The 24,052-nt window shown below is 70.6% G+C and carries 22 protein-coding genes; 12 read left to right on the forward strand and 10 right to left on the reverse strand.

Annotated features, from left to right (window positions below; genetic code table 11):
* Positions 1–40 precede the first annotated feature (40 nt).
* The 3 genes from OG975_RS04950 to OG975_RS04960 all read left to right on the forward strand — a co-directional run bounded on the left by OG975_RS04950 (position 41) and on the right by OG975_RS04960 (position 4,247).
* Positions 41–2,107, forward strand: coding sequence for an ATP-binding protein (locus tag OG975_RS04950; RefSeq protein ID WP_406327698.1), 2,067 nt, complete (start codon positions 41–43; stop codon positions 2,105–2,107).
* A gap of 172 nt (positions 2,108–2,279) precedes the next feature.
* Complete coding sequence (locus OG975_RS04955) at positions 2,280–3,464, forward strand: transposase (RefSeq protein WP_406327700.1); 1,185 nt, start codon at positions 2,280–2,282, stop codon at positions 3,462–3,464.
* Positions 3,465–3,563: 99 nt separating this feature from the next.
* Positions 3,564–4,247 carry a zinc ribbon domain-containing protein gene (locus OG975_RS04960; protein ID WP_406336147.1) on the forward strand — a complete coding sequence of 228 codons (684 nt, stop codon included), beginning with the start codon at positions 3,564–3,566 and terminating at the stop codon, positions 4,245–4,247.
* Positions 4,248–4,256: 9 nt separating this feature from the next.
* Here OG975_RS04960 and OG975_RS04965 read toward each other — a convergent pair whose 3' ends face one another.
* Both OG975_RS04965 and OG975_RS04970 read right to left on the reverse strand, forming a co-directional pair.
* Positions 4,257–5,069, reverse strand: a complete 813-nt coding sequence (locus OG975_RS04965) for a helix-turn-helix domain-containing protein (protein ID WP_406327702.1) — start codon at positions 5,067–5,069, stop codon at positions 4,257–4,259.
* Positions 5,070–5,194: 125 nt separating this feature from the next.
* On the reverse strand, positions 5,195–5,827 hold the full coding sequence (locus OG975_RS04970) for a hypothetical protein (RefSeq protein WP_406327703.1): 633 nt from the start codon (positions 5,825–5,827) through the stop codon (positions 5,195–5,197).
* A gap of 100 nt (positions 5,828–5,927) precedes the next feature.
* On the opposite strand from OG975_RS04970, the gene OG975_RS04975 reads away from it, so the two are divergent.
* Positions 5,928–6,761 (forward strand): alpha/beta hydrolase, encoded by an 834-nt coding sequence (locus OG975_RS04975; RefSeq protein WP_406327705.1) that lies wholly within the window; start codon positions 5,928–5,930, stop codon positions 6,759–6,761.
* A 59-nt stretch (positions 6,762–6,820) separates the two neighbouring features.
* Positions 6,821–7,642, forward strand: coding sequence for an alpha/beta fold hydrolase (locus OG975_RS04980; protein ID WP_406327707.1), 822 nt, complete (start codon positions 6,821–6,823; stop codon positions 7,640–7,642).
* Between the two features lie 215 nt (positions 7,643–7,857).
* Here OG975_RS04980 and OG975_RS04985 read toward each other — a convergent pair whose 3' ends face one another.
* The 3 genes from OG975_RS04985 to OG975_RS04995 form a co-directional block, all read right to left on the reverse strand.
* Positions 7,858–8,139: a hypothetical protein gene (locus tag OG975_RS04985; RefSeq protein WP_406327709.1), complete on the reverse strand. Its 282-nt coding sequence runs from the start codon at positions 8,137–8,139 to the stop codon at positions 7,858–7,860.
* A gap of 220 nt (positions 8,140–8,359) precedes the next feature.
* Positions 8,360–9,052, reverse strand: coding sequence for an SDR family oxidoreductase (locus OG975_RS04990; protein ID WP_406327710.1), 693 nt, complete (start codon positions 9,050–9,052; stop codon positions 8,360–8,362).
* A 138-nt stretch (positions 9,053–9,190) separates the two neighbouring features.
* Positions 9,191–10,006 (reverse strand): methyltransferase domain-containing protein, encoded by an 816-nt coding sequence (locus OG975_RS04995; RefSeq protein ID WP_406327712.1) that lies wholly within the window; start codon positions 10,004–10,006, stop codon positions 9,191–9,193.
* Between the two features lie 54 nt (positions 10,007–10,060).
* Here OG975_RS04995 and OG975_RS05000 point away from each other — a divergent pair, with 54 nt between their 5' ends.
* Positions 10,061–11,656, forward strand: coding sequence for an alpha-amylase family glycosyl hydrolase (locus tag OG975_RS05000; RefSeq protein ID WP_406327714.1), 1,596 nt, complete (start codon positions 10,061–10,063; stop codon positions 11,654–11,656).
* Here OG975_RS05000 and OG975_RS05005 read toward each other — a convergent pair.
* The 5 genes from OG975_RS05005 to OG975_RS05025 all read right to left on the reverse strand — a co-directional run bounded on the left by OG975_RS05005 (position 11,653) and on the right by OG975_RS05025 (position 17,870).
* Complete coding sequence (locus OG975_RS05005; protein ID WP_406327715.1) at positions 11,653–13,557, reverse strand: hypothetical protein; 1,905 nt, start codon at positions 13,555–13,557, stop codon at positions 11,653–11,655. The genes OG975_RS05000 and OG975_RS05005 overlap by 4 nt on opposite strands.
* A gap of 295 nt (positions 13,558–13,852) precedes the next feature.
* Entirely contained in the window at positions 13,853–14,623 is a 771-nt protein-coding gene (locus OG975_RS05010; protein ID WP_406327717.1) for an SDR family NAD(P)-dependent oxidoreductase, read from the reverse strand.
* On the reverse strand, positions 14,620–15,921 hold the full coding sequence (gene hisD, locus OG975_RS05015) for a histidinol dehydrogenase (protein WP_406327718.1): 1,302 nt from the start codon (positions 15,919–15,921) through the stop codon (positions 14,620–14,622). The genes OG975_RS05010 and hisD overlap by 4 nt, the downstream gene beginning before the upstream one ends.
* Positions 15,922–15,969: 48 nt before the next feature.
* The gene (locus OG975_RS05020) at positions 15,970–16,908 is read right to left on the reverse strand and encodes a VOC family protein (RefSeq protein ID WP_406327720.1); all 939 of its coding nucleotides are present in this window, start codon (positions 16,906–16,908) and stop codon (positions 15,970–15,972) included.
* Positions 16,905–17,870, reverse strand: a complete 966-nt coding sequence (locus tag OG975_RS05025; RefSeq protein ID WP_406327721.1) for a fumarylacetoacetate hydrolase family protein — start codon at positions 17,868–17,870, stop codon at positions 16,905–16,907. Before OG975_RS05025 ends, OG975_RS05020 begins: the two co-directional genes overlap by 4 nt.
* Before the next feature lie 259 nt (positions 17,871–18,129).
* Here OG975_RS05025 and OG975_RS05030 point away from each other — a divergent pair, with 259 nt between their 5' ends.
* The 6 genes from OG975_RS05030 to OG975_RS05055 are packed head-to-tail and all read left to right on the forward strand — an operon-like array spanning position 18,130 to position 23,945.
* The gene (locus OG975_RS05030) at positions 18,130–18,435 is read left to right on the forward strand and encodes an antibiotic biosynthesis monooxygenase family protein (protein ID WP_381248581.1); all 306 of its coding nucleotides are present in this window, start codon (positions 18,130–18,132) and stop codon (positions 18,433–18,435) included.
* Between the two features lie 41 nt (positions 18,436–18,476).
* Complete coding sequence (locus OG975_RS05035; RefSeq protein ID WP_406327723.1) at positions 18,477–19,601, forward strand: FAD-dependent monooxygenase; 1,125 nt, start codon at positions 18,477–18,479, stop codon at positions 19,599–19,601.
* A complete protein-coding gene (locus OG975_RS05040) occupies positions 19,598–20,602 on the forward strand; it encodes an amidohydrolase family protein (RefSeq protein ID WP_406327725.1) in 1,005 nt (334 codons plus the stop codon). The genes OG975_RS05035 and OG975_RS05040 overlap by 4 nt, the downstream gene beginning before the upstream one ends.
* Entirely contained in the window at positions 20,599–21,567 is a 969-nt protein-coding gene (locus OG975_RS05045) for a cyclase family protein (protein ID WP_406327726.1), read from the forward strand. The genes OG975_RS05040 and OG975_RS05045 overlap by 4 nt, the downstream gene beginning before the upstream one ends.
* A gap of 11 nt (positions 21,568–21,578) precedes the next feature.
* The gene (locus OG975_RS05050; RefSeq protein ID WP_406327728.1) at positions 21,579–22,985 is read left to right on the forward strand and encodes an FAD-binding oxidoreductase; all 1,407 of its coding nucleotides are present in this window, start codon (positions 21,579–21,581) and stop codon (positions 22,983–22,985) included.
* A 3-nt stretch (positions 22,986–22,988) separates the two neighbouring features.
* The gene (locus tag OG975_RS05055; RefSeq protein ID WP_406327730.1) at positions 22,989–23,945 is read left to right on the forward strand and encodes a fumarylacetoacetate hydrolase family protein; all 957 of its coding nucleotides are present in this window, start codon (positions 22,989–22,991) and stop codon (positions 23,943–23,945) included.
* Positions 23,946–24,052 lie beyond the last annotated feature (107 nt).

A 24,052-nucleotide genomic window follows, 5' to 3' on the forward strand; every position in this document is an offset into this window, starting at 1 on the left:
GGGTTATGGTGACCGCCATCGGGTCCGGTGAGGGGGAACGATGGCGGCCTCAGTGCGCAACGGCAGGTCCGGCAATCTGCCCGCCGAGGCCAACGCCTTCATCGGGCGCACGGACGAACTGGCGGAAATATCAGGCCTGTTGAGCCACACCCGCCTCGTCACGCTCACCGGCCCCGGAGGTGTCGGCAAGTCACGGCTCGCACTCAGGGCCGCGCATGCCGCACGCCGGGCGTTCCCGGGCGGGATGTGGCTCGTGGAGCTGTCGGAGCTGCGGAACCCGGATCTGCTCACCAACGCCGTGGCGCAGGCGACCCGGCTGACCGAGCAGACCCTGCGGCCGCTTCTGGAGGGGCTCTGCGAGCATCTCGCCGGGGCCCCGCCGCTCCTGCTCCTCGACACCTGCGAGCACGTACTCGACGAATGCGCGCGCGTGGTCCAGGAACTCCTCGGACACGTACCGGAGTTGCGCGTGCTGGCCACCAGCCGGCAGCCGCTGGGCGTGCCCGGCGAGCACCTGCTGACGGTGGCACCGCTGCCGCTCGGCGAACAGGACGACGCGGTGGCGCTGTTCGCGGCGCGCGCCTCGGCGGCCGTGCCGTCGTTCGCGCTCACCGACGCCAACCGGGCGGGTGTGGCCGCCGTCTGCGCCCGCCTCGACGGCATTCCGCTGGCCCTGGAGCTCGCCGCGGTCCGGCTGCGCGGTTTCCCCCTCGACCGGCTCCTGGAGGGACTCGACTCCCGCTTCGACCTGCTCGTCTCACCCGCCAGGCCACGGCTGGCCCGCCATCAGACGCTGCGTACGGCGATCGGCTGGAGCCATGAGCTGTGCACCCCGCTGGAGCGGCTGCTGTGGGCACGGCTTTCGGTGTTCGCGGGCGGCTGGGACGTGGAGGCCGCCGAATTCGTCTGCCACGGCGGTCCGTTGGACGCCGAGGAGATCCTCGCGCTGCTCGCCTCGCTCACCGAGAAGTCGATCGTGACCCGCGAGGGCGACGGCGCGGCCGTCCGCTACCGGATGCTCGACACGGTCCGCTCGTTCGGCGCCGAGTGGCTCGGCGGCCTCGGCGAGGAGGAGGCGGTACGCCGCCGCCATCGCGACTACTTCCGCTGGACCGCCCGGCAGGGCGAGGCCGAGTGGCTCGGTCCCGGCCAGCGGATGTGGGCCGAACGGCTCACCGCGGAGCACGCGAATGTGCGGCTCGCGATGGAGGAGTGTCTGACGGCGGCGGAACCGGAGACCGCGCTCGAACTCGCGGGCACGCTCTGGTACTTCTGGTTCGCCTGCGGCTTCGCCGAGGAGGGGCGCGGCTATCTGGAGCGGGCACTGCACCGGACCCACGGCCTCGGCCCCGAGCACACGCTCGCCATCTGGACGCACCGCCTGGTCACCGTCGTACCCGACGACCTGGACGCCGCGGAGTCCGTGAGCGCCGCTTATGTGTGGCTGGCCGAGGAACGCCAACTGCCTGCGCCCGCACTGCCGTTGACCGGCGCGAGCCTGGCGGTGCGCGGGGAGTCGGCGCGGTCGGCGGTGTTGTACGGGAGCGCTCCGCAGTGGCCCGGGGGTGGCGGAGGCGCGGAGTTCTACCAGTTGCTGACGCTCGCCGTACAGGCGTATCTGCTGGCCGGCCAGGGCGCCTTCGAGCGGTGTGCGGTGGTGGCGGAGCGGCTGCGCGCGGACTGCGCGAAACGCGGGGAGCTGTGGATGCGGGCCTGGGGCGACTTCTTCGTCTCGCTCTCCGGCATCGGCCTGGGCCGCCCGGACGAGGCGCTGCGTACCGGGCGCGAGGCGCTGGCCGCGAAGTGGCGCGTGCACGACCGGCTCGGCGCCGCCGCGGTCACGGACCTGCTGGTGGCCGCGCAGGCGTGCCGGGGTGAGCCACTGCTCGCCGCGCAGCTCCTCGGCGTCAGCAGACGCCTCTGGTACGCGGCCGGGCTCCCCCGGCTCGGCAACTCCGAGACGACCGTCTTCCGCAGGGAGTACGTACGCCGGCTCCGCGCGGCCCTCGGCAACGCCCGTTTCACCGAAGCGGTGCGCGAGGGACACGAGTTGGGGCCGGACGCGGCGGTGACGCTGGCGCTGGGCGGGGCGCCGGAACCGGTGTGAGGCTCACGCATTTCCTTCGGGATTTGTAGTGATGTGTCATCCGTCGGCGTCGTGATGTGTGTCCGGCATCAGTGGCGCATCGTAGGTGAGTGCGTAGATCGAATGCGTGACTCTTTCACGGTGGTGTCGTTGATCGGACGACAGCATCGCGCACGCGTGGGGAGGGGCGTCGATGAGCCGGAGGCTGCCGCTCGGCGAGGGCGAGACGGCCCGCACTGCCTGTGCCCGTGGTCTGCTGCGTGCGGGCGTGGTGGAGAAGACGGGTGAGATGCTGTCGGCCGCTGCGCTGGCGGAGCGTGTCGGCTGGGCCGTTGACCTGGTATCCGGCATGGCTGGTGAGTTGACCGCCGGGCACTGGAACACCACCGACGTCGACGTGCTGGCCTCGGGTGAGGACGCCGGGGGCCGCAAGCTGCCGTCGAATGCGTGGATGGCGCTGCGGCGTCTGGGCTGGACCGTCGCACCGCCAGAGGGCATCAAGGTCAATGACCGGATCGTGCGCATGGCTCAGGAACAGGCCGGACGTGCTCTGCGCTCGGCGAAGTGGCGGGCTGATCTCACCGCAGGCGTCCTCGCCACGTGGCCCGTTGGTCCCGCCAAGCGCTCCCCCGACGAGTGGGACCAGGTGCGCGAAGCCATCCCCGGCGGCACGTTCCTGCCGTCCCCCGTGATCCAGTCCCACACCCGCCAGATCGCCGTCTTCGTGCGCAAGCACGGCAGGTTGCCGGTCGATGTGTTCGAGCTGGAGCCCGCACCCCGCATCGCCCGGATGCTGCTGCTGTCCGCGTGCGACGAGCAGCAAGCCACCATCGCGCGCGGCGACGAGCCCGGACGGGCACTGCTCCGCCTGCAGCTCCCCACCCGCCCCGCCCCGGCCTCGTACCGGGACTGGACGTGGGTGGCCTGCCCCATCGCGCTGCCGCCGACGGTTTCCACGGACGCGGTGCTGCACCTGCCCACCCTGCGCATCCACCAGGCAAAGGTGCGGGCCGATCTCGCCTACACCCATGCCGTCCCGAAGCCGCGGCGGAGCGGGCATGTGGTCGCGCTCGGTGTGGACTGGGGCCTGAACACCCTGCTGTCCGCCGGGGCCGCCCGGCTCCACGACGACGGAACCATCACCGTCCTCGGGGCCGGGGCCATGTTCCGCGCCGCCGGGGTCCTCGCCAAACAGCACCGGCTCCGCCGCCAGGGCGAGCACCTGCACGGCAAGGCCGACCACTACCAGCGGCTCATCAACGAGCGCGACGAGCACGCCCTGAGCGGCCCGCAAGCGGTCCTGGCCGAGGAGATCCGTCGGGTGTCCGCGCGCCGCTCGAACCTCAACGACGCTCTCGCCCGGTCTGCCGCACGCTGAGCCGTCGACCAGGCCGTCACCGCCGGGGCCACGGTGATCTATGTCGAAGACCTCCGCTGCATGGAAGCCCGCGGCATGGGCCGCACCCAGAACACCCGCATGTCCCAGACCGTGCGCGGACAGATCGTGAACCGCATGCGGCACCTCGCCGCCGAGACTGGTATCGCCGTCGTGACCGTGCCCGCGAGGAACACATCGAAGCACTGCCCGCAGTGCCTCGTACCTCTGCGGCACCGCAAAGCCCCGGACAGGCCCACCACACCGGGCTGGAAGTGGGCGCTGTGCCGCTCGTGCGGATACCAGGGCGCCCGCGACGTCGGAGCATGGAAGCGCATCGCCGCACGCGGCCTCACCCACCAAACGAAGACCGTCGTTGACCGCGCCAGCGGTGCCATGATCATTCGCGCTGTCGTGGACAAGCTCGAAGCAGGCGCGGTGATCACGCCCGCGCCGAAGACCAGCCGGGATCGGTCCAAGACCGGTCCCACCCGGCACCAGACAACACGCCCCGCGCCCAGGCGACGCAGGGCACCCTCCCCCACCAGACTGCAAGGCCCGGCGGGCAAGCGTCCGGAGGGACACGCACCAACGGGCCGGACCCGGCTGCCCCGCGCAGCCCACCGGCACCAGGGCGTGACGACGATCAGCACACCCACCAACCGGCCCCACAGGCCACGAGGAGCAGCACTCGGCGCTGGCTTTCATCTCCACGCCCACGCTTCCCCTCCACGGTGGGCAGATCCCACGCCGGACACTATGTCTTGCATGGGATCGCTTAGGTGATCAGAGACGCTACAGAGCCCTGCGCGACTCCTGCGGTGTCACCCCGTACGCCTCCTTGAAGCGGCGCGTGAAGTGGCAGGGGTCGGTGAATCCCCAGGCGCGGGCGACCGAGCCGATGGTGCGGGTGAGGCCGACCGGTGAGGCCAGGGTGGAGCAGGCGCCTTCGAGCCGCTGCTCGATGATCGTCTGCTCCAGGCTGATTCCCGCCTGCGCGCACAGCCGGTACAGGGCGCGCACGGAGATGCTGTGGGCGTGCGCGATCCAGGCGGCGGTGAGGTCCGCGTCCGTCAAGTGGGTGTAAATGTAGGCCAGCATGCGCGGGATCAGGGACTCGGCCAGGGCGGGCCGGGAGTAGGCGTCCACTCCGGCGGCCGAGGTGAGCAGGGCTCGCATCAGCTCCACGGTCGCCGTGCCGAGGGCGGCCGTGGAGCGGGTCGGCCACGAGGGTGTCCGCGCCGTGGTGGACCGGCTGCGTGACGCGTTCGAGTCGCTGCCGTCGCCTCCGCCTGCGGGGCAGCTGGCGGAGTTGTGCCGGGCCGCCGCATGGCTGGACCGGTTGCATGAATTCCGGTACCAGATCGGCGAGTTGACCGAGCAGGAGCATGGTCGGGGCGCCGTCACGTACGCCGCCGGCGGGTACTGGTTCGCCGCCCACCAGCGCTTCCTGTCCGGGGAGTGGGAGGCGGCCGGGAGCGCGGCGGAGGCGGGGCTCGAACTCTGCGTGCGGCACGGCCTGGACCTGCTCGCCCAGGATCTGCGGTGCTGTCTGGGGTGGATCGCCGCCGCGCGCGGGGACGACGAGCGCACCCGCGCGTACAGCACGACGGTCGAACAGTGGGCGCGTCCGCGCGACAGCGGGCTGCATCTGGCCCTGTCGGCGAGGAATCTGGCGCTCGCCGCCCTGACCCGGGGGGACTTCGAGACGGCGTACGCCGAGTGCGTACGCGTCAGCCCGCCGGGGCGCCTGGAACCGCACCGGTCGTACGCGCCCTGGATGGTCCTCGATCTCGTCGAGTCCGCCCTGCAGACGGGGCGTACGGAGGAGGCCCGCGCCCCATGTCGCCGCGGTCGGGCGGGCGGCGGTCACGCCCCGGCTGCGGCTGCTGGTCCTCGCCGCGCGGGCCATGGCCGCCGAGGAGGAGGACGCCGTGGCACTGTTCGGGGCGGCGCCGGCGCTGCCGGGCGTCGAGCGGTGGCCCTTCGACCACGCACGGGTCCGGCTGGCCTTCGGCGCCCTGCACCGGCGCCGCCTGCGGCCCGGCGACGCACGGCCCGAGCTGCGACGCGCCGCCGACCTCTTCGGACGGCTCGGCGCGGCGGCCTGGCAGCGCCGCGCCGAGCAGGAGCTGCGCGCCGCCGGAGTCACCACGGACCGCACGCCGGCCGGCGCCGGGGCGCCGCTGACCGCGCAGCAGCTCGAAGTCGCCCGGCCGGCCGCCTCGGGCCTGAGCAACAAGGAGATCGGCGCCCGGCTCTCTGTCACCACGGACGGTGGGCGCCCACCTGTACCGGATCTTCCCGAAGCTGGGCATCACCTCGCGCTCCGCGCTGCGCGACGCGCTGGACTCTCTGAGGTGCACGGGAAAGGAGGGGACTATGACGTCAGCACATACCCGTCCGGGGCGGTAATGCAGTCATTCGACCGATCCCAGGGGCGCCGTTCGCGTCTAGCGTCGAGACATGACCACCAACGACGCACAACAGATCGAGCGGGCCAACGCCACCGGGCGCGCCCCGGTCGTCTTCGTCCACGGTCTGTGGCTGCTGCCGAGCAGCTGGGACCGGTGGGCCGCGCACTTCGAGCAGGCCGGATACGCACCGGTCGCGCTGTCCTGGCCCGACGACCCCGACACGGTCGAGGAGGCCAACGCCCATCCGGAGGTGTTCGCCGGCAAGACGGTCGGGCAGGTCGCCGACCACCTGGAGGGGCTCATCGGCGGGCTGGAGAAGAAGCCCGCCGTGGTCGGCCACTCCTTCGGCGGACTCCTCACCCAGATTCTGGCCGGACGCGGGCGGTCCGCCGCCTCGGTGGCGATCGACCCGGCGCCGTTCCGGGGCGTCCTACCCCTGCCGATCTCGTCCCTGCGCTCCGCCGCACCCGTCCTGGGCAACCCGGCCAACCGGCACCGGGCCGTCCCGCTCACCTACGACCAGTTCCGGTACGGCTTCGCCAACGCCGTCAGTGAGGAGGAGGCCAAGGAGCTGTACGACACCTTCGCGGTACCCGCGCCGGGCGCGCCGCTGTTCCAGGCGGCCACCGCGAACTTCAACCCCTGGACCGAGGCGAAGGTCGACACCGAGAACCCGGACCGCGGCCCTCTGCTGCTCATCTCGGGCGAGAAGGACCACACCGTGCCCCCGGCGATCACCAACGCCTCCTTCAAGAAGCAGCTGCGCAACCCCGGCATCACCGAGTTCGTGGAGCTCATGGACCGCGGGCACGCGCTGACCATCGACCACGGCTGGCAGGAAGTCGCCGACACGGCACTGGAGTTCGTCCGCCGCTTCGTCTGACCCACCGGCCGTACGGCGCCCGCACGCCGCTTCGCAGGATCTCTCGAAAGGGAACGCCCATGAGCACGTTCACCACTTCCGACGGCACGGACATCTTCTACAAGGACTGGGGCAGCGGGCAGCCCGTCGTCTTCAGCCACGGCTGGCCGCTCAACGGCGACGCGTGGGACGGGCAGATGAGGCTGGTCGCCGAGAACGGCTTCCGGGCCGTCGCGCACGACCGGCGGGGGCACGGCCGCTCCGGGCAGCCGTGGCAGGGCAACCACATGAACCAGTATGCCGACGACCTGGCCGAGCTCATCGAGACGCTCAACCTCAGCGACGTGATCCTGGTGGGCCACTCGACCGGCGGCGGCGAGGTGGCCCGCTACATCGGCCGGCACGGCACCGTGCGGGTCGCCAAGGCGGTCCTGCTGGGAGCGGTCCCACCACTGATGCTGAAGACGGATGCGAACCCGGAGGGCACGCCCATCGACGCCTTCGACGGCATCCGGGCCGGCGTCGAGGCGGACCGTTCGCAGTTCTACTGGGACCTGAGCGAGGCTTTCTACGGGTACAACCGCCCCGGGGCCACCGAGTCCGAGGGCGTACGCCGGGCGTTCTGGCTGTGGAGCATGCAGGTCGGGCTCAAGGGCGCGTACGACTGCATCAAGCAGTTCTCGGAGACCGACTTCACCGAGGACCTGGCCCGTATCGACGTGCCGACGCTCGTCGCGCACGGTGACGACGACCAGATCGTGCCGATCGCCGCCGCGGGCCTGAAGACGGCCCAGCTCGTCAAGGACGCCACGCTCAAGGTGTACCCGGGCGCCCCGCACGGCCTGGTGGGCGAGTTCGAGCAGGCCTTCAACGCCGATCTGCTCGACTTCATCCGGGGATGAGCGAGCGCCGGAACTCTCAACGGCCGTACAGAACCGGAGAGTTCACTCACACACCGTAGAGGTGAACTCCTCGCACGTGGCGATGATGTCGCACCACGACCTCGTCACCCAGCTCGTCAAGTCGGCGGCGGCAGCCACCGGTTGACGCCCGCCCACGCAGAGGTCTTTCCCCGAGCCCTCGGGCCGGGGGAAGGCCTCCCTTCTCCGGGCTCCCGTTACACGATCAGGGAGTTGTGGATCTCGACCAGCGTCGTCTCGAAAGGCGGCGTCCCGAGCTCCTGTGCGGCGGGGAAGATCACCTCTTCCGCGAAACGCCGGTACGCCTCTTCCGACTCCCATACGTCGACGACCTGCCAGCCGCCCGCGACTCGGGGCGTGCCGAAGTGGGCGATGAGCCCGCTGGGTGGATTCGTACGGTCCGGGACCACCCGGTCGAAGATCGTGTCGTAGAGCTCCTTGTTCCAGTCGGCACCTTGGTTGTGCACCAGAACGGCCATCTCGGTTCCTCGATTCACCTGCGAAGACGTCTTGATTGCGACGCTATGTCGGCAGGTGGGCAGCGGCGAGCGCGGCTGGGCCGTCGGACGGAACGGGATGTCCACGGAGGCGCGGCGCTCTCCCGTTCAGCGCTCCCCGGCGAACCGTGGGGCGACCGCGGTACCGCGCCGGGTCCACACCGAGACGGCGAGTCGCGGCCCGGTCGCCGTGCCGCGCGGATCAGACGCCATCGGGCACCCCGCCGGACAGTGCGGCCTTGACCTGGCGGGTGATGTCGTCGGCGAGCACTTCCTCGCGGCCGGCCTCGATGGCGTCGAGGACCTGGCGGGCGACGTCGGCGGTGCTGATCTTCGGCCCGTCGACCGTGGCCGCCATGTCCGTGTCGATGAACGCGGCGTGCACGCCCACCGTCAACGTGCCCTGCTCGCGCAGCTCTTCACGGATCGCGTTCGTCATCGACCACGCGGCCGCCTTGGACACGCCGTACGCGCCGATGCCCGGGATCGTGTGCCACGACAGCACGGAGAGCATGTTGACCAGGGCGCCGCCGCCGTTCTTGGCGAGCACGGGGGCGAAGGCGCGGCTCATGGCGAGCGTGCCGAAGAGGTTCGTCTCCAGCTCGGCACGCGCTCCGTCGAGCGATTCGGCGGTGAGGAGCGAACCGCCGCGCACGATACCGGCGTTGTTGATGAGGAGGCCGGTGTCCGCGCACCGCTCCGCGGCCGCGGCGACGGCGGCCGGGTCGGTGATGTCCAGCTCGATGGGCGTGAGGCCGGGGTCGGTCACGGTCCTCGGGTCGCGGGCGGCCGCGTACACGGTGTGCGCGCCCCGCTCCAGGAGCGCGAGCGCGAAGGCGCGCCCCAGTCCACGGTTGGCGCCGGTGACGAGCGCGGTGGCTCCGGTGATGTTCATGAGGTCTCCTGTTACGGGCGTGAAGGCGGCCGCCACCAACCCAGCCAGTTTGAAAAACAGACTCACTATACCTCCGTGAGTTGGAAAAACAAACGCTCGCCCGGGCAGGCCTGCCCCCGACAGATGGACCTGGAGTTCCTAGACGGGCGTCGCGCCGCCGCCCCGCGTGGCCACGACCATCCGGCACCGCGGGCTGCCGTCCCGCCGATACCCGAACTCGGACAGAGCGTGCAGCTCCACCGCGAAGCCGGCCCACGCCAGCTCCCGCTGTACGTCGCCCAGGCGGAACGCCCGGTAGTACATGACGAACGGCGGACGCCAGAGGGCATTGCGCACCCGCATCGCCGCGTCGAAACCCAGCAGAGCCCAGTACCAGGGCGAGCTCGGCCGGGGCGGGGCCGCGATCGGGAATGCGAAACGCCCGCCGGGGCGCAGCACGGAGTGCACCTGGGCGAACAGGCCCGGCAGCTCACGCGGCAAAAAGTGCCCGAAGGCACCGAAGCTCACCACCAGGTCGAACGCGGGGCCGAAGGGGAGAGCGCGGGCGTCGCCGCGCACCCAGGCGACGGACGGGCCGTGCTCCCCGATGGCGGCCGGGCCGCGCTCCCCGACGACGGACGGGCCGTGCTCCCCGATGACGGACGGCGGGCCGCCGGCAGGCAACCGCTCACGCCCGACCGTCAGCATCCCGGCGCTGATGTCGACCCCGGTGACGTTGTCCCGGCACAGCGTCGCCAGGACGTCCATGCCCGCCCCGGTGCCGCAGCACAGATCGAGCCCGCTCTCGAACGGCCCCATCGGGCGCAGCGCTCCTCCCACCGCGTCGAGGATCGACTCCGGTGTCCGGAACGGTGTGTGGTCGAACTTCGGCGCGAGCAGGTCGTAGCCGTGCTCGACGGACGAAAGGGCCTGCACGGCCAGCTCGCGGAGGGTGGGACCTTGCGGGGTGAACATCGCCTTCAGCTTAGGGGCAGCGGGCGCCGCGCGGGCTGATCTATGGTCCCCTGCATGACCTCGTTCCGTCCCGCCCCCGCATGGCTGGCCGACGCCGTCTTCTACCAGATCTACCCGCAGTCGTTCGCCGACTCGAACGGTGACGGCATCGGCGACTTCAACGGGATCGCCGAGCGCCTCGACCACCTCGCGTGGCTGGGCGTCAACACCATGTGGCTCAACCCCTGCTTCGCCTCACCGTTCCGCGACGCCGGATACGACGTCTGCGACTACCTGAACACCGCACCCCGCTACGGCTCGAACGACGAGCTCGCCAAGCTGGTCGACGAAGCGGGCCGCCGTGGCATCCGCGTACTGCTGGACCTCGTGGCGGGTCACACCTCCGACGAGCACCCGTGGTTCAAGGCCGCGGCCGGCGATCCGGCCGACGACCGGTACATCTGGGCGGCCGAGGGCACCCCCGACGGTTTCATCCCCTCCCCCGGGACCCGTCCGGGCGCGTACCTCCCGAACTTCTTCGCCTTCCAGCCCGCCCTCAACTTCGGCTACGCGCGCGAGAATCCGGCCGAGCCCTGGCGCCGCCCGGTCGACGCGGAAGGCCCGCGCGCCAACCGGGCGGCCCTGCGCGCGATCATGGACCACTGGCTGGGCCTCGGCCTGTCCGGTTTCCGCGTCGACATGGCCGCGTCGCTCGTGAAGGACGACCCCGGCAAGACGGAAACCGCCAGGGTCTGGACGGAGTTGCGCCACTGGCTGGACGGCGCGCATCCGGACGCGGTGCTGCTCTCGGAGTGGGGCGAGCCCGAGGTGTCCGTCCCCGAGGGCTTCCACGCGGACTTCTTCCTCCAGTTCGGCGGCCCCACTGACGGCCTCGCCCTGCGCTCGCTGTGGAGCAACGCCGAGGGCACGGTCAGCGAGGCCTGGGATCCGCTCGACTGTTTCTTCGACCCGGACGGCAAGGGGTCGCCCCGCCCCTTCCTCAAGGCCTGGGAGCAGGCCTCCGCAGCCCTCGGCGACAGCGGCTTCATCTCCCTGCCCACCGCCAACCACGACTTCTCCCGCCTCAACTGCGGCCCCCGCACGGCCGGCCAACTCCCCGCCGCCTTCGCCTTCCAGCTCACCTGGCCGACCCTTCCGGCGATCTACTACGGCGACGAGATCGGCATGCGCTACGTCCCGGGCCTGCCCGACAAGGAGGGCAGCGTCCTCGGCCCCCGCTACAACCGCACGGGCTCCCGCACCCCCATGCAGTGGGACGACAGCCCGGGCGCCGGCTTCTCCACTGCCCCGTCCGACCGCCTCTACCTCCCCCTCGACCCTTCCCCGGAGCGCCCGACGGTCGCCGCCCAACTCGCCGACGACACCTCCCTCCTGCATCTCGTACGCCGCCTGATCGCGCTCCGCACCAGCACACCCGAGCTGGGCCCGGGCGGCTCGGTGGAGGTACTGCACGCCGGATACCCGTTCGTGTACGTGCGGGGCGGACGGTACCTCGTGGTCGTCAACCCGCGCCGGAATGCGGCGAGTTACGCCGTCGACGGCGCCCGGGACGCCGGGGCCCTGGAGGCCTCCGGCGTCCACATCGAGGGCGCGACGATCTCCGCGGACGGATTCGCCTACGGGATCTTCGACCTCCGGTCCGCGGACTAGCTCACCGTCAGCACGATCGCACCGGAGTAGCTGACGCCCGCCGCGATCGCCGTCGCGGTGCCGTCGACCGTCATGGTCACGGACTTGCCGCGCGGCGCCGTCACCGCCGCGTCGGAGGCCACGGTCAGCTTGGTCAGGTACGAGGTACCGGTCACCGTCCAGGCCGAGCCGCTGTTCAGCTGCACGATCACGCCGTTGTTGACGGCCGCCTGGACGGTGTTGGTGACCTCGCCCAGCTTGTAGAAGGTCGAGGAGTCGATCGAGGAGACGTTGTGCTTGGCCTTCGTCGCCGAGATGGCTCCCTGGACGGTGGAGTCCTCGAAGGTGAGGACCATGTTCTTGCCCTTGCGCATGCCGTTGTAGAAGTCGCCCTTGAGCGCGATGGAGGTGAAGGTGGCAGCCCCGTCGGCCGTGTGGACGGCGGTGGTGTCGAAGGTGGAGTCCTTGGTCGGGTCGGTCGTGGGCTCGGTGTAGACGCCGACGTTCATCATCTTGCCGTTGACGTTCACCGGGCCCGGGTCGTCCAGCTCGATCATCTGCAGGACGATGCCGTTGCGCGGGTTGAGCCGGGCGCCCTGCGAGCCGTCCACGGTGATCGTGGTCTGCTGGCCCTTGTTGAGGAAGGTCGACTTCTCGGAGTTGATGACCGTGCCGCCGTCGAGCTTCAGGGTGCCGGCGCCGAAGAACATATAGCCGAAGTGACCCGAGTTCACGGTCGTGCTCCGGACCGGGAGGGCCGCCAACTCGGCGTTGCTCAGACCGAGTTCCAGCTCGGTGTTGAGCGCGGCGACCGCGTCGCGGGTGCTGTCGCCGTAGTGCACCGACGCCGCGGGGCCCGCGATGATGGTCGCGTAGCTGCCGACGTCGAACTGCGAGCCGAGCACTCGCACGGTCGCGTCACCGATGGCGTAGGTGCCGTAGCCGTACTCCCCGGTGTTCCCGACGCGGCTGTTGATCGCGGTCAGCTTCAGGCCGCTGCCGCCCTCGACCGACAGGGCGCCCCAGGTCTCCGAGAACACGGTGGAGTTGAGGTAGGTGGCCCGGCTGTTCTTGCCGATGAGGTTGGTGGCGCGGACGTTGCCGTCGAGGCCGAGCATCCACGGCACGGACTGCATGTACGGCGTCTCGACGGTGGCCTGGTAGTCGCTGGGCAGGACGCCGTTGCGGGTGCGGACGGCGGAGTTCTTGACGATCACGTTCGCGCCGTTGTTGGAGATGACGCCCGTGCGCACGACCCCCTTGGTCGCGATGCGCGCGCCGTCCAGGACCAGCTTGGTCGACGATCCGTCGCCGACGACGGCAGCGCCGTATCCGGCGAAGTCGCAACGGCCGTTGCCCGTGAGGGAGATGGTGGGGCCGGTGAGCGTGTAGTCGGCGTCCTGCACGAAGACGCCGTCGAAGCACTCACCGGTCGAGGTGATGGAGATGTTCCTGGCGAGGGTGTTGGTGAGCTTTCCGCCGAGTACACCGGCGAGGACCGACTTCGCGGTCGTGACACCGTCGGCGTCCACGTACACGGCCTGCCGGAAGGGGAAGGTGAGGGTCTCGTAGGTCACCTCGTTGGCCTCGGTCACGGTGAGTACGACGTCGCCCCGGTAGGTTCCGGCCGAGATCAGGGTGTCCGTGCCGCCCGTCTCGGTCAGCAGCTGGCCGGTCTCCACTCCGTCGACGGTCAGCGTGACGCTGTAGCCGTCGGGCGCGGCGATCTTTCCGCCTTCGGCGATGGACAGCTCGCTCACCCGGGTCGTCGTGGAGAGCTCGTATGTCTCGTCGGCTCCCACCGAGATCTTGTTCTTGGTGGACGCCGAGGGCGCGGCGGAGGCGGAGGCCGCCGGAACCAGCAGGGCTCCAGCCGTGGCCGTACCGGCGATAAGGAACGAGCGTCGGGTGATCAGCGTCATTGCATGCCTTCCCAAGGAATGAGTGCGTCATCGCGCAGCGTGACCGTCCGGCCGGCGAAGAGAGCCAAGCGACGGCTCAGACGGAGGCACCGGTGGTGCGCATGAGGGAGTGAATCAGCCCTGCACACAAGGGAATAGGCGTCGTACACACACATACCGGAGCCCGATGCCTCGGATCACGCAGCCCACTTCATGGCGGTCACACAGAGTCGCCACAGCGCGTGCCGGAGGGCACGCACGACGACGAGGCGGGCGGCCTGAGCCGTCCACCTCGTCGTTCAGCGGCACTGGGGAACTACGCCGGGGCGATCATCCCCGCCGACAGATCGATGTCCGCCCCGCACAGCCCCGGCATGGCGAGCATCGCCACCAGCGCGCGAGCTACCTCGTCCTCCTCCACCAGCCGGTTCAGGGCGGCGCGCGAGGCGAAGTCCCGCTCGGCGTCCTGCACGGTGGTGCCGGTGAGCTCGGCCGTCAGGCGGAAGTTGCGGTCCATGCGCGGACCCCGAACCGGGCCCGGGGAAAGGGAGTTGACCGACACACCGTGCGGTCCGACCTCCCCCGCCAGTGTCCGGGTCAGGCCGAGCAGTGCCATCTTGGAGGCGGTGTACGGGGTCCGGTTGAGCAGGGGCCGTTTGCCGCTCACGGAGGCGATGTTGACGATGTCCCCGCGCCCGGCCGCGATCATCGGCGGCAGGAAGGCCCGGCAGAGCAGATACACACCGCGTACGTTGGCCGCGAACACGTCGTCCCACTCGTCGGGTTCGATGTCCGTGAGCGGCTTCACCGGGCCCGCGACGCCGGCGTTGTTGACGAGCAACGACACTTCTTCGTCGGCGAGTTCGACGGCCAGAGCACGCACCGAGTCCGGGTCGGAGACGTCGCACACCGCCGTCCGGGCCCGGCCGCCCTCCTTGACCACCCGGGTCGCCGCGTCGGCGAGGGCCTGTTCGCTCCGGCCCACGAGGATCACCCGGGCGCCGGCTCCCGCCAGGGCGAGCGCGAAGGCCCGCCCCAGCGGTCCGCCACCGCCCGTGATCAGCGCCGTACGCCCGCGCAGCGTCATGCGCCGTTCCAGGGCAGCTCGTCGCCCGCGGCCTTCGCGGCCCGTACGTCACCCGAGCGGGCGTGCCCCTCGAACAGCTCGACGCGCGAGGCGCGCCCGCAGAGTCGGCCGAGCAGGGCCTGCGACTCGGTGTCGGTGACCTCCTGGTACGTCACCGTCTTGAGGTACTTCCCCACCCACAGGCCGCCGGTGTAGCGGGCGGCACCGAGGGTCGGCAGCACATGGTTGGTGCCGATGACCTTGTCGCCGAAGGACACACAGGTGCCCTCGCCGAGGAACAGGGCGCCGTACTGGGTCATCTTCTCCAGCGCCAGCCGCGGTTCGGCGGTCAGCACCTCCACGTGCTCGAAGGCGAACTCGTCGGCGAGCGCGTACATCTCGTCGAGCGAGTCCACGACGTGCACCTGGCCGTGGTCGCGCCAGGCGGGCCCGGCGAAGTCGCGGGTGGGCATGCCGGGGAGGATCCGCTCGATCTCCGCGATCGTCTTCTCGGCGACCTCGCGCGAGGTGGTGATGAGCACGGCCGGCGAGTCGGGGCCGTGCTCGGCCTGGGAGAGCAGGTCGACGGCGCAGACGAAGGGGTCGGCGTCGTCGTCCGCGAGGACCAGGATCTCGGTCGGGCCGGCGAACAGGTCGATGCCGATCTCGCCGAAGAGCTGCCGCTTCGCCTCGGCGACGTACGCGTTGCCGGGCCCGGCGATCAGGTTCACCGGCTGCATGGTGTCGGTGCCGACGGACATCGCGGCGACCGCCTGCACCCCGCCGAGCAGCCAGATCTCGTCCGCGCCCGCGAGGTGCGCGGCGGCGACGGTGGCCGCCGGTATCTCGCCGCGGATCGGCGGCGTGCAGGCGACGACGCGCGGCACGCCTGCGACCTTCGCCGTCACGATGGTCATGTGGGCGGAGGCGGTGAGCGGGTAGCGGCCGCCGGGGATGTACGCGCCCGCCGCCTGCACCGGGATGTGCTTCTGGCCGAGCCGGACGCCCGGCAGGGTCTCCACCTCGAACTCGCCCATGGAGGCGAACTGGTGGCGGGCGAAGGAGCGCACCTGGTCCTGGACGAAGCGGATGTCGTCGATGACCTGCTGCGGGACCGAGGCGACGATCTTCTCGATGTCCTCGTCGGACAGCCGGAAGGAGTCGGGGCTCCACTTGTCGAACTTCTCGGAGTACGCGCGTACGGCGTCGTCGCCGCGCTCACGGATGTCGGCGATGACACCCGCGACGGTCTCGCGCACCTGGTCGAGCGAGGCCGTGACCTCCGCCTTGGGGACGGCGTGCTTCAGGATCGTTGCCACAACTGCGGCCTTTCTGCGGGTGGTTGGGCTGAACGCGAGGGGGGTGGACTAGACGGGGGGCGCGCTGAAGAGCACGTCGGGGTCGTTGAACTGCTCCTTGGCGACCGATTCGCTCATCGGGTCGGCGGTGCCCCACTGGTCCTGGGTGATCGGGTCGTCCACGTCGTGGCGGCCCGGGTGCCACAAGTCCTCTTCGAGGACGGCGAGTTCGGTCGTGTACTCGACGGTGTTGCCGTGCGGGTCGTGGAAGTACGAGAAGGTGTTGTCGCCCGCGAGGTGGCGGCCCGGACCCCAGGTCAGCCGGGTCCCGGCACGCAGCGCCCGCCCGGTGCCACGCATGTACTCCTCGACACCGCGCATCTCGAACGAGGCGTGGTGCAGCGAGACATGGGGTCCGCGTGCGATGGCGAAGGAGTGGTGGAGCGGGCTGCACCGCAGGAAGTACATGAGGTCGCCCATGTGCGTCGAGTACAGGGTGTCCGTGAGCCGGAAGCCGAGGTGCTCGACGTAGAAGTCCCGCAGCCCTTCCGGGTCCTGGGAGTTGACCACGCAGTGCGAGAGGCGGACGGGGATCGCCTCGCGCTCCTCGATCTTGCGGTGAACGCGGGTCTCGACATCCGCCGAGACCTCCACGACCCGGCCGTCCGGGTCGAAGAAGCGGAAGCCGTAGCCGCCGCCCGGGGTGTCCATCACCCCTGGTTCACTGATGAGCTGGATCCCGGCCCGGCCGAGCCGCACATGCAGCTCGTCCACGGCGGCCGGTGACACGGCACCGAACGCGACCAGGTCCATCCGCTTCCGCTCGTCCTTGCGGATACGGACGATGTACTGCTCGGGACTGCCCTCGGCGGCGAAGAACGCGATACCGCTGTCGTTCGCGACCTCGGTCAGGCCCCAGGTGGTGCCGTAGAAGGCGCGCTGCTTGTCGAAGTCCGGTACGGCGAGGTCGACATGGCGCAGATGGGTGATGGGCTGGAAGGTGGTCACTGTCCGCTCCTGACGGTGTTGCGCTGGTGGCCGAGGCCCGTGATCTCCGACTCCATGACGTCCCCGGCCTTGAGGAAGACGCCCCAGTGCGCGCCGTTGCCCGCCGGGGAACCGGTGAGCAGCAGGTCGCCGGGGCGCAGGGTGGTGGTCGAGGAGACGTAGGCGATGAGCCGGGGAATGTCGAAGATCATGTCCTTGGTGGACTCGTCCTGGCGGACAACTCCGTTGTGGCGCAGGGTGATCCGCACGTCCGACGGGTCGCCGACGAAGGCGGCCGGTACGAGGAAGGGGCCGGTCGGCAGGAAGGTGTCGGCGTTCTTGGCGGTGAACCAGTCGGTGCCGATGGCCTTCAGGTCGGGCCGGTAGAGCCGGTCACGGGTGGTGAGGTCGTTGCAGATGGTGTACGCGGCGACGTACCGCATCGCCTCCTCCGCGGGGATGTTCTTGCCCGGCTTGCCGATGACGAGGGCGAGTTCGAGCTCCCAGTCGTGCTGTTCGCCCTGCTCGGGCAGCACGATGTCGTCGTAGGGCCCGCAGATGGCGCGCGGCGAGCCGAGGAAGACATACGGCACTCCGCTGCGGATCCGCTCGTCCATCATCTTCGCGGCGTCGGCGCGCGCCTCCTCGGGCGTGGCACCGTGCACGCTCTCCTTCTCGGCGGCCACCAGGTCCACGACGTGCTTGCGATAGTTGGCACCGCTCTGCAGGACCTGGCCGGGCTCGATGGGCGCGAGGATGCGCAGACCGGCGAGGTCGTACCAGATCGAGGAGACTTCCTGGGACAGCTCCGTCAGACGCGGGAAGAGGTCGTCCCAGTCCTCGATCACGGCGCGCACGGACGGGGCGAGGTCGGACAGGTCGCGCACCAGGTGCCCGACGACCAGGCCCGGGAAGACCCGGGAGTCGTCCCCGAACGTGCCGAGGGCGAACGGTCCGGCGTGGGAGGGAAGTCGGTCTGGCACGGGCGGTCTCCTCGTACGGCGGGGTGGCTTGCCACCGTGGTGCTGGAACGGGTGGCTTGCCCTCGACGCTAGGCAGCGCAGGGGGTGCGGCGGAAATAGCGATCCGCGATGCCTGGCATCAAGGCCCCGCGAGCCCTGTGATCAGCGGCCCATCGTCGTACGGGATGGATGACGTCCCCCTTGCCGATGCCTCGATCCGTTGACCCTGCATCGACCGCCCAAGCAGGCTCGGAGCACCCCACCGAACCGAGGAGTGAGTGTGATCGTCGAGCATGCCGAGCTGACCGTCGAGGCCGGTCGTGAGGAGGACTTCGAGGCCGTCTTCGAGAAGGCGCGCGAGGTGCTCGCCGAGGCCGACGGCTTCCGCTGGGCCGAGCTGCTGCGCTGCGTGGAACGGCCGCGGACGTTTCTGCTGCTGGTCGGCTGGGAGTCCGTCGAGGCCCACACCGTGGGGTTCCGCGAGTCGGAGCGTTTCCAGCGGTGGCGGTCCCTGGTCGGGCCGTTCTTCGCCGAGCCGCCTGCCGTCGAGCACTACCGGGAGCTCGGCGCCCGCTTCGCCGGCTGACCGCACCACTCGTCTCTCTTCTACGTTCGCAAGGATCGCCCATGTCCGTACAAAAGGTGCTCGTCGTCGGTGGCGGCATCACCGGAAGCGTGCTGTCCCTCGCACTCGCCCAGCGCGGCGCCGAGGTCGAGCTCGCCGAGATCTCGCCCCAGTGGTTCGGTGTGGGCCACGGCATCACCATCCAGGGCAACGCCCTCAAGGCGCTGCGCTCCGTGGGCGTACTGGACCGGGTGCTCGCCCGGGCCGTCCCCTTCGACCGGATGCGGCTGCGCCAGGCCGACGGCGAGCTGATCTCCGAGCTGTCCACCCCGCACACCGGAGGCTCCGATCTTCCGTCGACGGCGGGCGCGCTGCGCTCGGACCTCCAGGACGCGCTGTGCGACGCGGTGTACGCGCACGGGGTCCGGGTGCGCCTCGGACTGAGCGTCGAGAAGCTCGACGAGGCCGCCGACCACGTGGACGTCACGTTCACCGACGGCTCCACCGGACGCTACGACCTGGTCGTGGGCGCGGACGGCATCAACTCGAAGATGCGCGCGATGATCGGGATCACCACCAAGCCCCGTCCGGTCGGCATGTCGATCTTCCGGGTGGTCGCGGAGCGCCCGGCCGAGATGGACTGCGCTGAGGTGTACTACGGCGGCCCGCGCTTCAAGGCCGGGTACAGTCCCATCTCGCCCGACCAGTGCTACGCGTACCTCCTCGACGAGAACCTGGACACCTCCCTGATCGGCCCGCGCGTCCCCCTGTCGCTGCTGCGCGAGCGCGGCGCGGGATACGGCGGCACCTGGGGCAAGATCCTCGCCTCGCTGCCCGACGACACCACAGTCGACTACCGGTGGATCGAGGCGATCCTCGTCGACGAGCCCTGGCACCGCGGCCGTACGGTGATCATCGGCGACGCGGCGCACGCGTGCCCGCCGCTGATCGCGCAGGGCGCGGCGATGTGCGCGGAGGACGCGGTGGTGCTCGCCGAGCTGGTCACCGGGGAGGAGCCGCTCGACCGGGCGCTCGACACGTTCATGGCGCGTCGGCTGCCCCGGGTGCGGATCGTGCTGGAGAACTCGCTGCGCCTCGCCGACTGGGAGATCCACCCGGGCACGCCCGGCGCCGACCCCGGCCGGATCATGTCGGAGACGCTCGACTACCTGACGGCGGCAGCATGAGCACGCCGGTGGTCGACTTCCACGGCCATCTCGCCGTCCCCGCCGCCGACGCCCTGTGCGCGGGAGCCCCCGGCCTCGCCGCCGAACTGGCCGCCGAACAGCGGGCCCACTCCCCCGCGTCACTGGCCGTCAACCGTGCCCAACTCCAGCGCCTGGCACCCAAGTTGACGGACGCCGGGGCCCGGCTCGCCGACCTGGACGCGATGGGTGTCGACATCCAGGTGGTCGGCCCGATGCCGATGCACCACTACTGGGCGGACGCGGATCTCGCCGTACGCCTGGCACGCACCGTCAACGAGGCGGTGGCCGCGCACTGCGCCCAGGCGCCCGAGCGGCTGTACGGCCTGGGCACGGTTCCGCTCCAGCATCCCGACCTCGCGGTCGCCCTGCTGGACAAGGCGGTCACCGAGTACGGCCTGTACGGCGTCAGCGTGTCGACGACCGTGGACGGCCGGGAGCTGGCGGACCCGGCGCACGATCCGGTGTGGGAGAAGGCCGAGGAGCTGGGCGCGGTCGTGTTCGTGCACCCCTGGGGCTGTTCGCTCGGGAAGCGCCTGGCCACCCACTACCTCGGCAACACCGTCGGTCAGCCCGTCGAGACGACGGTCGCGCTGTCACAGCTCATCTTCACCGGCGTCCTGGACCGCTTCCCGCGCCTCAAGCTGGTCGCGGCGCACGGCGGCGGCTATCTGCCGACGTACATCGGCCGCTCCGACCACGCCTGGCAGCTGCGGGAGGACGCGCGCGGCTGCGCCGAACCGCCGAGCGCCTATCTGCGGCGGATGTGGTTCGACGCGCTCGTCTACACCCCGCGTGCCCTGCGCCATCTGGTCGAGGAGGTCGGCGCGGACCGGGTGGTCCTCGGCACGGACTTCCCCTTCGACATGGGCGTCGACGATCCGGTGGCCCGGCTGGACGCCGCCGGGCTGCCGGCCGCCGACCGTGCCGCCGTCGCTGGGGGCAACGCTCTGGATCTGCTGCTGAAAGGACGTACCCGATGAGCCTCGGTCCCATCGAGGAGGAGCTCGCCAAGGCCCGTTCCGCGTACCGCAACTGGGGTCGCTGGGGCGAGGACGACGTGCTGGGCACGCTCAATTTCATCGACGACGCGATCCGGGCGCACGCGGCGAGCCTGGTCCGCCGCGGCCGGTCGTTCTCGCTCTCCCAGGAGTTCAACGAGGACGGCCCGCAGCGCGGTTTCCGCGGCCGGATCAACCCCGTCCACTACATGAAGGACACCGGCTCGGACGCGGCCGCCGGAACGCAGGGTTTCCCGCACGGCTTCGGCGGCGCCGACGACCACATCGTGATGCCGCTCCAGGCTTCCACGCAGTGGGACGGCCTCGGTCACATCTACGACAACAAGCAGGCGTGGAACGGCCGTCCGTGCACCATCGTCAACGGCAACGGCGACTCGGTCACCGGCATCGAGCACATGAAGGACGCCTTCACCGGGCGCGGTGTGCTGCTCGACGTGGGCCGTGCGGTCGGCGACGAACACGGCGAGCTCCCGGACGGCTTCGCCATCCTGGAGGAGCATCTGCGGGCCACGATCGAGGCGCAGGGCGCGACCTCGTACGTACGACGCGGAGACCTGGTCCTGATCCGCACGGGCCAGCTGGGCCGGGTGCGGCGGCTGGGCGACTGGGGCGGGTACGCCGCCGGCGACGCCCCCGGCCTCTCCTTCACGACGCTGGGCTGGCTGCACCGCACCGAGATCGCGGCGATCGCCTCCGACACATGGGGACTTGAGGTGCGCCCGTACGAGTTCCCGCAACCCGCCATGTCCCCGCTGCACCAGATCGCGATCCCCAACATGGGCCTCCCGCTGGGTGAGATGTGGGATCTGGAGGAGCTGGCCGAGGACTGCGCGGCGGGCGGTGTCTATGAGTTCCTGCTGGTCGCGGCGCCCCTGCCGGTGACCGGTGCGGTGGGCGCCCCCGTCAACCCGATCGCGATCAAGTGAGTGAGCAGCGCATGACTGCCATCTATCGGGGGACGACCCCCGAACCCCCGCAGAGCAACCGTTTCTCCGGCACCCTCCACTTCCCCGGTGACGAGGATTTCGAGGAGGCGTGCTTCGGGCGGGTCTTCAACGCCCGCCGCCCGTCGGACCGTTCACCCGCGGCCGTCCTGAAGGCGGTCTGCGAGCAGGACGTCGTCGAAGGGGTGCGGCTCGCGATCGAGCGCGGCTGGCAGGTCGCCGTCCGCTCCGGAGGGCACAGCTGGGCGGCCTGGTCGGTGCGCGACGAGGCGCTGCTCATCGATCTCGGGGGTTTCCACGAGCTGTCGTACGACGAGACGACCGGGATCGTGACGGCCACCACCAGTGTGAAGGGCGGCGACGAACTCAACCCGTATCTGGGCACGTTCGGCCGGTTCTTCAACGGCGGGCACTGTCCGTCCGTCGGCATCGGCGGCTTTCTGCTCCAGGGCGGACAGGGCTGGAACGCGCGCGGCTGGGGCTGGGCGGCCGAGAACATCGTCGCCCTCGACATCCTCACCGCCGAGGGTGAGCTGGTGCGCGCGGACGAGACGCACCACAGCGATCTGTTCTGGGCGGCACGGGGTGCCGGGCCGGGCTTCTTCGGGGTGGTCACCCGTTTCCACCTGCGTACGCGCCCGCTGCCGAAGCATCTGGCGCACACCGTGCACGCGTACCCGCTCGACCTCTTCGACGAGGTCATGACCTGGCTGCACGGCATGCACCACACGGTCTCCGACCTGGTGGAGATCGTCGCGCTGACACAGACCCCGCCCGACGGTGACGGGCCGGTGCTGCTGGTCACGGGCGTGTCGATGACCGACACACCCGAGCAGGCCGCCGAGGCGCTGGCCCCGCTGCACGCCAATCCGTTCGCGGACCGGGCGCTGTTCCGGATCGAGGCACAGCCGACCACACTGGCCGAACAGCTCCAGGGCCAGCGGACCGCCAACCCCGAGGGCCACCGCTATCTCGTCGACAACGCCTGGCTCACCGGGACCGCCGACGAGGTCGTCCCGGCGATCCGCAAGGCGTTCACCGAGCAGCCGACCCGGCAGACCTTCACCATCTGGTTCTCGATGGCCCCGCTGCGCGAACTCCCCGACATGGCCTTCTCGTTGCAGTCGGAGATCTACTGCGCGACGTACGTCATCCACGACGAGCCCGGGCGGGACGCCGAGCTGCGCGGCTGGCTCGACGAGGCGATGGCCGCGATGCAGCCGGTCACGGCGGGCCAGTACCTCGGGGACTCCGACTTCACCGTCCGGCAGCTCAAGTTCATGGGCGACGAGCAGTGGGAGCGCCTCCAGGAGATACGGGCCATGCGCGACCCCAAGGGCCTGTTCGCGGGATATCTGAGCGCGGGCTCCGTCACCAACACCAACCACTGGGAGCAGTGAGGCATGCGGTTCACGACATACGCGTACCAGGGCGTGGAGCGCGCCGGGGTCGTCCGGGACGGGATCATCCATCCGCTGCCCGAGGGGGTGACGGTGCTGGAGCTCATCGAGCAGGAGGCGCTCCAGCACGCCGGTTCCGAAGCACTGGCCACGGACAGCGACTTGACGGTTGATCAGGTGCGGCTGCTGCCGCCGTTGAAGCCCCCGTCCATCCGGGACTTCGTCGGCTTCGAGGCGCACATCGAGGGCGTGGCCAAGTCGCTGGACGGCCTGGAGCACGTGCCCGAGGAGTGGTACCGGGCGCCGAACTTCTACTTCACGAATCCGCACGCGGCGTACGGCGCGCAGGACGACGTGCCGATTCCCGCGGGCTGCTCGGTCCTCGACTTCGAGCTGGAGGTGGGCGCGGTCATCGGCCGTCCGGGCCGGGACCTCACCCCCGAGGAGGCCCGCGAGCACATCGTCGGCTACCTCGTCTTCAACGACTGGTCGGCCCGCGATCTGCAGAAGCCGGAGAAGAACCTCGGCCTCGGCTTCTCCAAGGGCAAGGACTTCGCCAACACCCTCGGCCCCTTCCTGGTCACCGCCGACGAGGTGGCGGACCGGCGCGACCCGGACGGCTTCCTCGACCTGGAGATGACCGTCACCCTCAATGGCGAGCTGATCGGCCGCGACACCCTGGCGAACGTCTCCTGGACCTTCGAGGAGATGACCGCGTACGCCACCCGCGACGCCTGGGTGCGTCCCGGCGACATCCTCGGCTCGGGCACCTGCGGCTGGGGCGCGCTCGCCGAGTTCTGGGGGCGTGTCGGCGAGCGTACTCCCCCGCCGCTGAAGCCCGGCGACGAGGTGACGCTGACCGTGGAACGCCTAGGCACCCTCTCCAATCGCATCGTCCCCGGGCGTACGGACGTGTATCTGCCGCGCGCCCGCAAGCGGGGGCGGACACCGAGGCCGTAGCACGCAGAGCTGTGCCGAGCCCGTGCGGGAGCTGTGTCCGCGCGGGCCCTTCGGCATGCGCGTATTCGCTGGTCCGATGGGTGTCATCGGTTCTTTGTGAGTTTTCC

It is taken from the genome of Streptomyces sp. NBC_00203, assembly GCF_045206325.1.
Taxonomy (GTDB): domain Bacteria; phylum Actinomycetota; class Actinomycetes; order Streptomycetales; family Streptomycetaceae; genus Streptomyces; species Streptomyces lutosisoli.

Coding starts and splice junctions, on each gene's coding strand:
- OG975_RS04955 (WP_406327700.1), top strand. CDS start 2,280: ATGAGCCGGAGGCTGCCGCTCGGCGAGGGCGAGACGGCCCGCACTGCC.
- OG975_RS04975 (WP_406327705.1), top strand. CDS start 5,928: ATGACCACCAACGACGCACAACAGATCGAGCGGGCCAACGCCACCGGG.
- OG975_RS04990 (WP_406327710.1), bottom strand. CDS start 9,052: ATGAACATCACCGGAGCCACCGCGCTCGTCACCGGCGCCAACCGTGGA.
- OG975_RS04950 (WP_406327698.1), top strand. CDS start 41: ATGGCGGCCTCAGTGCGCAACGGCAGGTCCGGCAATCTGCCCGCCGAG.
- OG975_RS05055 (WP_406327730.1), top strand. CDS start 22,989: ATGCGGTTCACGACATACGCGTACCAGGGCGTGGAGCGCGCCGGGGTC.
- OG975_RS04995 (WP_406327712.1), bottom strand. CDS start 10,006: ATGTTCACCCCGCAAGGTCCCACCCTCCGCGAGCTGGCCGTGCAGGCC.
- OG975_RS05010 (WP_406327717.1), bottom strand. CDS start 14,623: ATGACGCTGCGCGGGCGTACGGCGCTGATCACGGGCGGTGGCGGACCG.
- OG975_RS05000 (WP_406327714.1), top strand. CDS start 10,061: ATGACCTCGTTCCGTCCCGCCCCCGCATGGCTGGCCGACGCCGTCTTC.
- OG975_RS04980 (WP_406327707.1), top strand. CDS start 6,821: ATGAGCACGTTCACCACTTCCGACGGCACGGACATCTTCTACAAGGAC.
- OG975_RS05040 (WP_406327725.1), top strand. CDS start 19,598: ATGAGCACGCCGGTGGTCGACTTCCACGGCCATCTCGCCGTCCCCGCC.
- OG975_RS04960 (WP_406336147.1), top strand. CDS start 3,564: ATGTCCCAGACCGTGCGCGGACAGATCGTGAACCGCATGCGGCACCTC.
- OG975_RS04985 (WP_406327709.1), bottom strand. CDS start 8,139: ATGGCCGTTCTGGTGCACAACCAAGGTGCCGACTGGAACAAGGAGCTC.
- OG975_RS05035 (WP_406327723.1), top strand. CDS start 18,477: ATGTCCGTACAAAAGGTGCTCGTCGTCGGTGGCGGCATCACCGGAAGC.
- OG975_RS05005 (WP_406327715.1), bottom strand. CDS start 13,557: ATGACGCTGATCACCCGACGCTCGTTCCTTATCGCCGGTACGGCCACG.
- OG975_RS05045 (WP_406327726.1), top strand. CDS start 20,599: ATGAGCCTCGGTCCCATCGAGGAGGAGCTCGCCAAGGCCCGTTCCGCG.
- OG975_RS05050 (WP_406327728.1), top strand. CDS start 21,579: ATGACTGCCATCTATCGGGGGACGACCCCCGAACCCCCGCAGAGCAAC.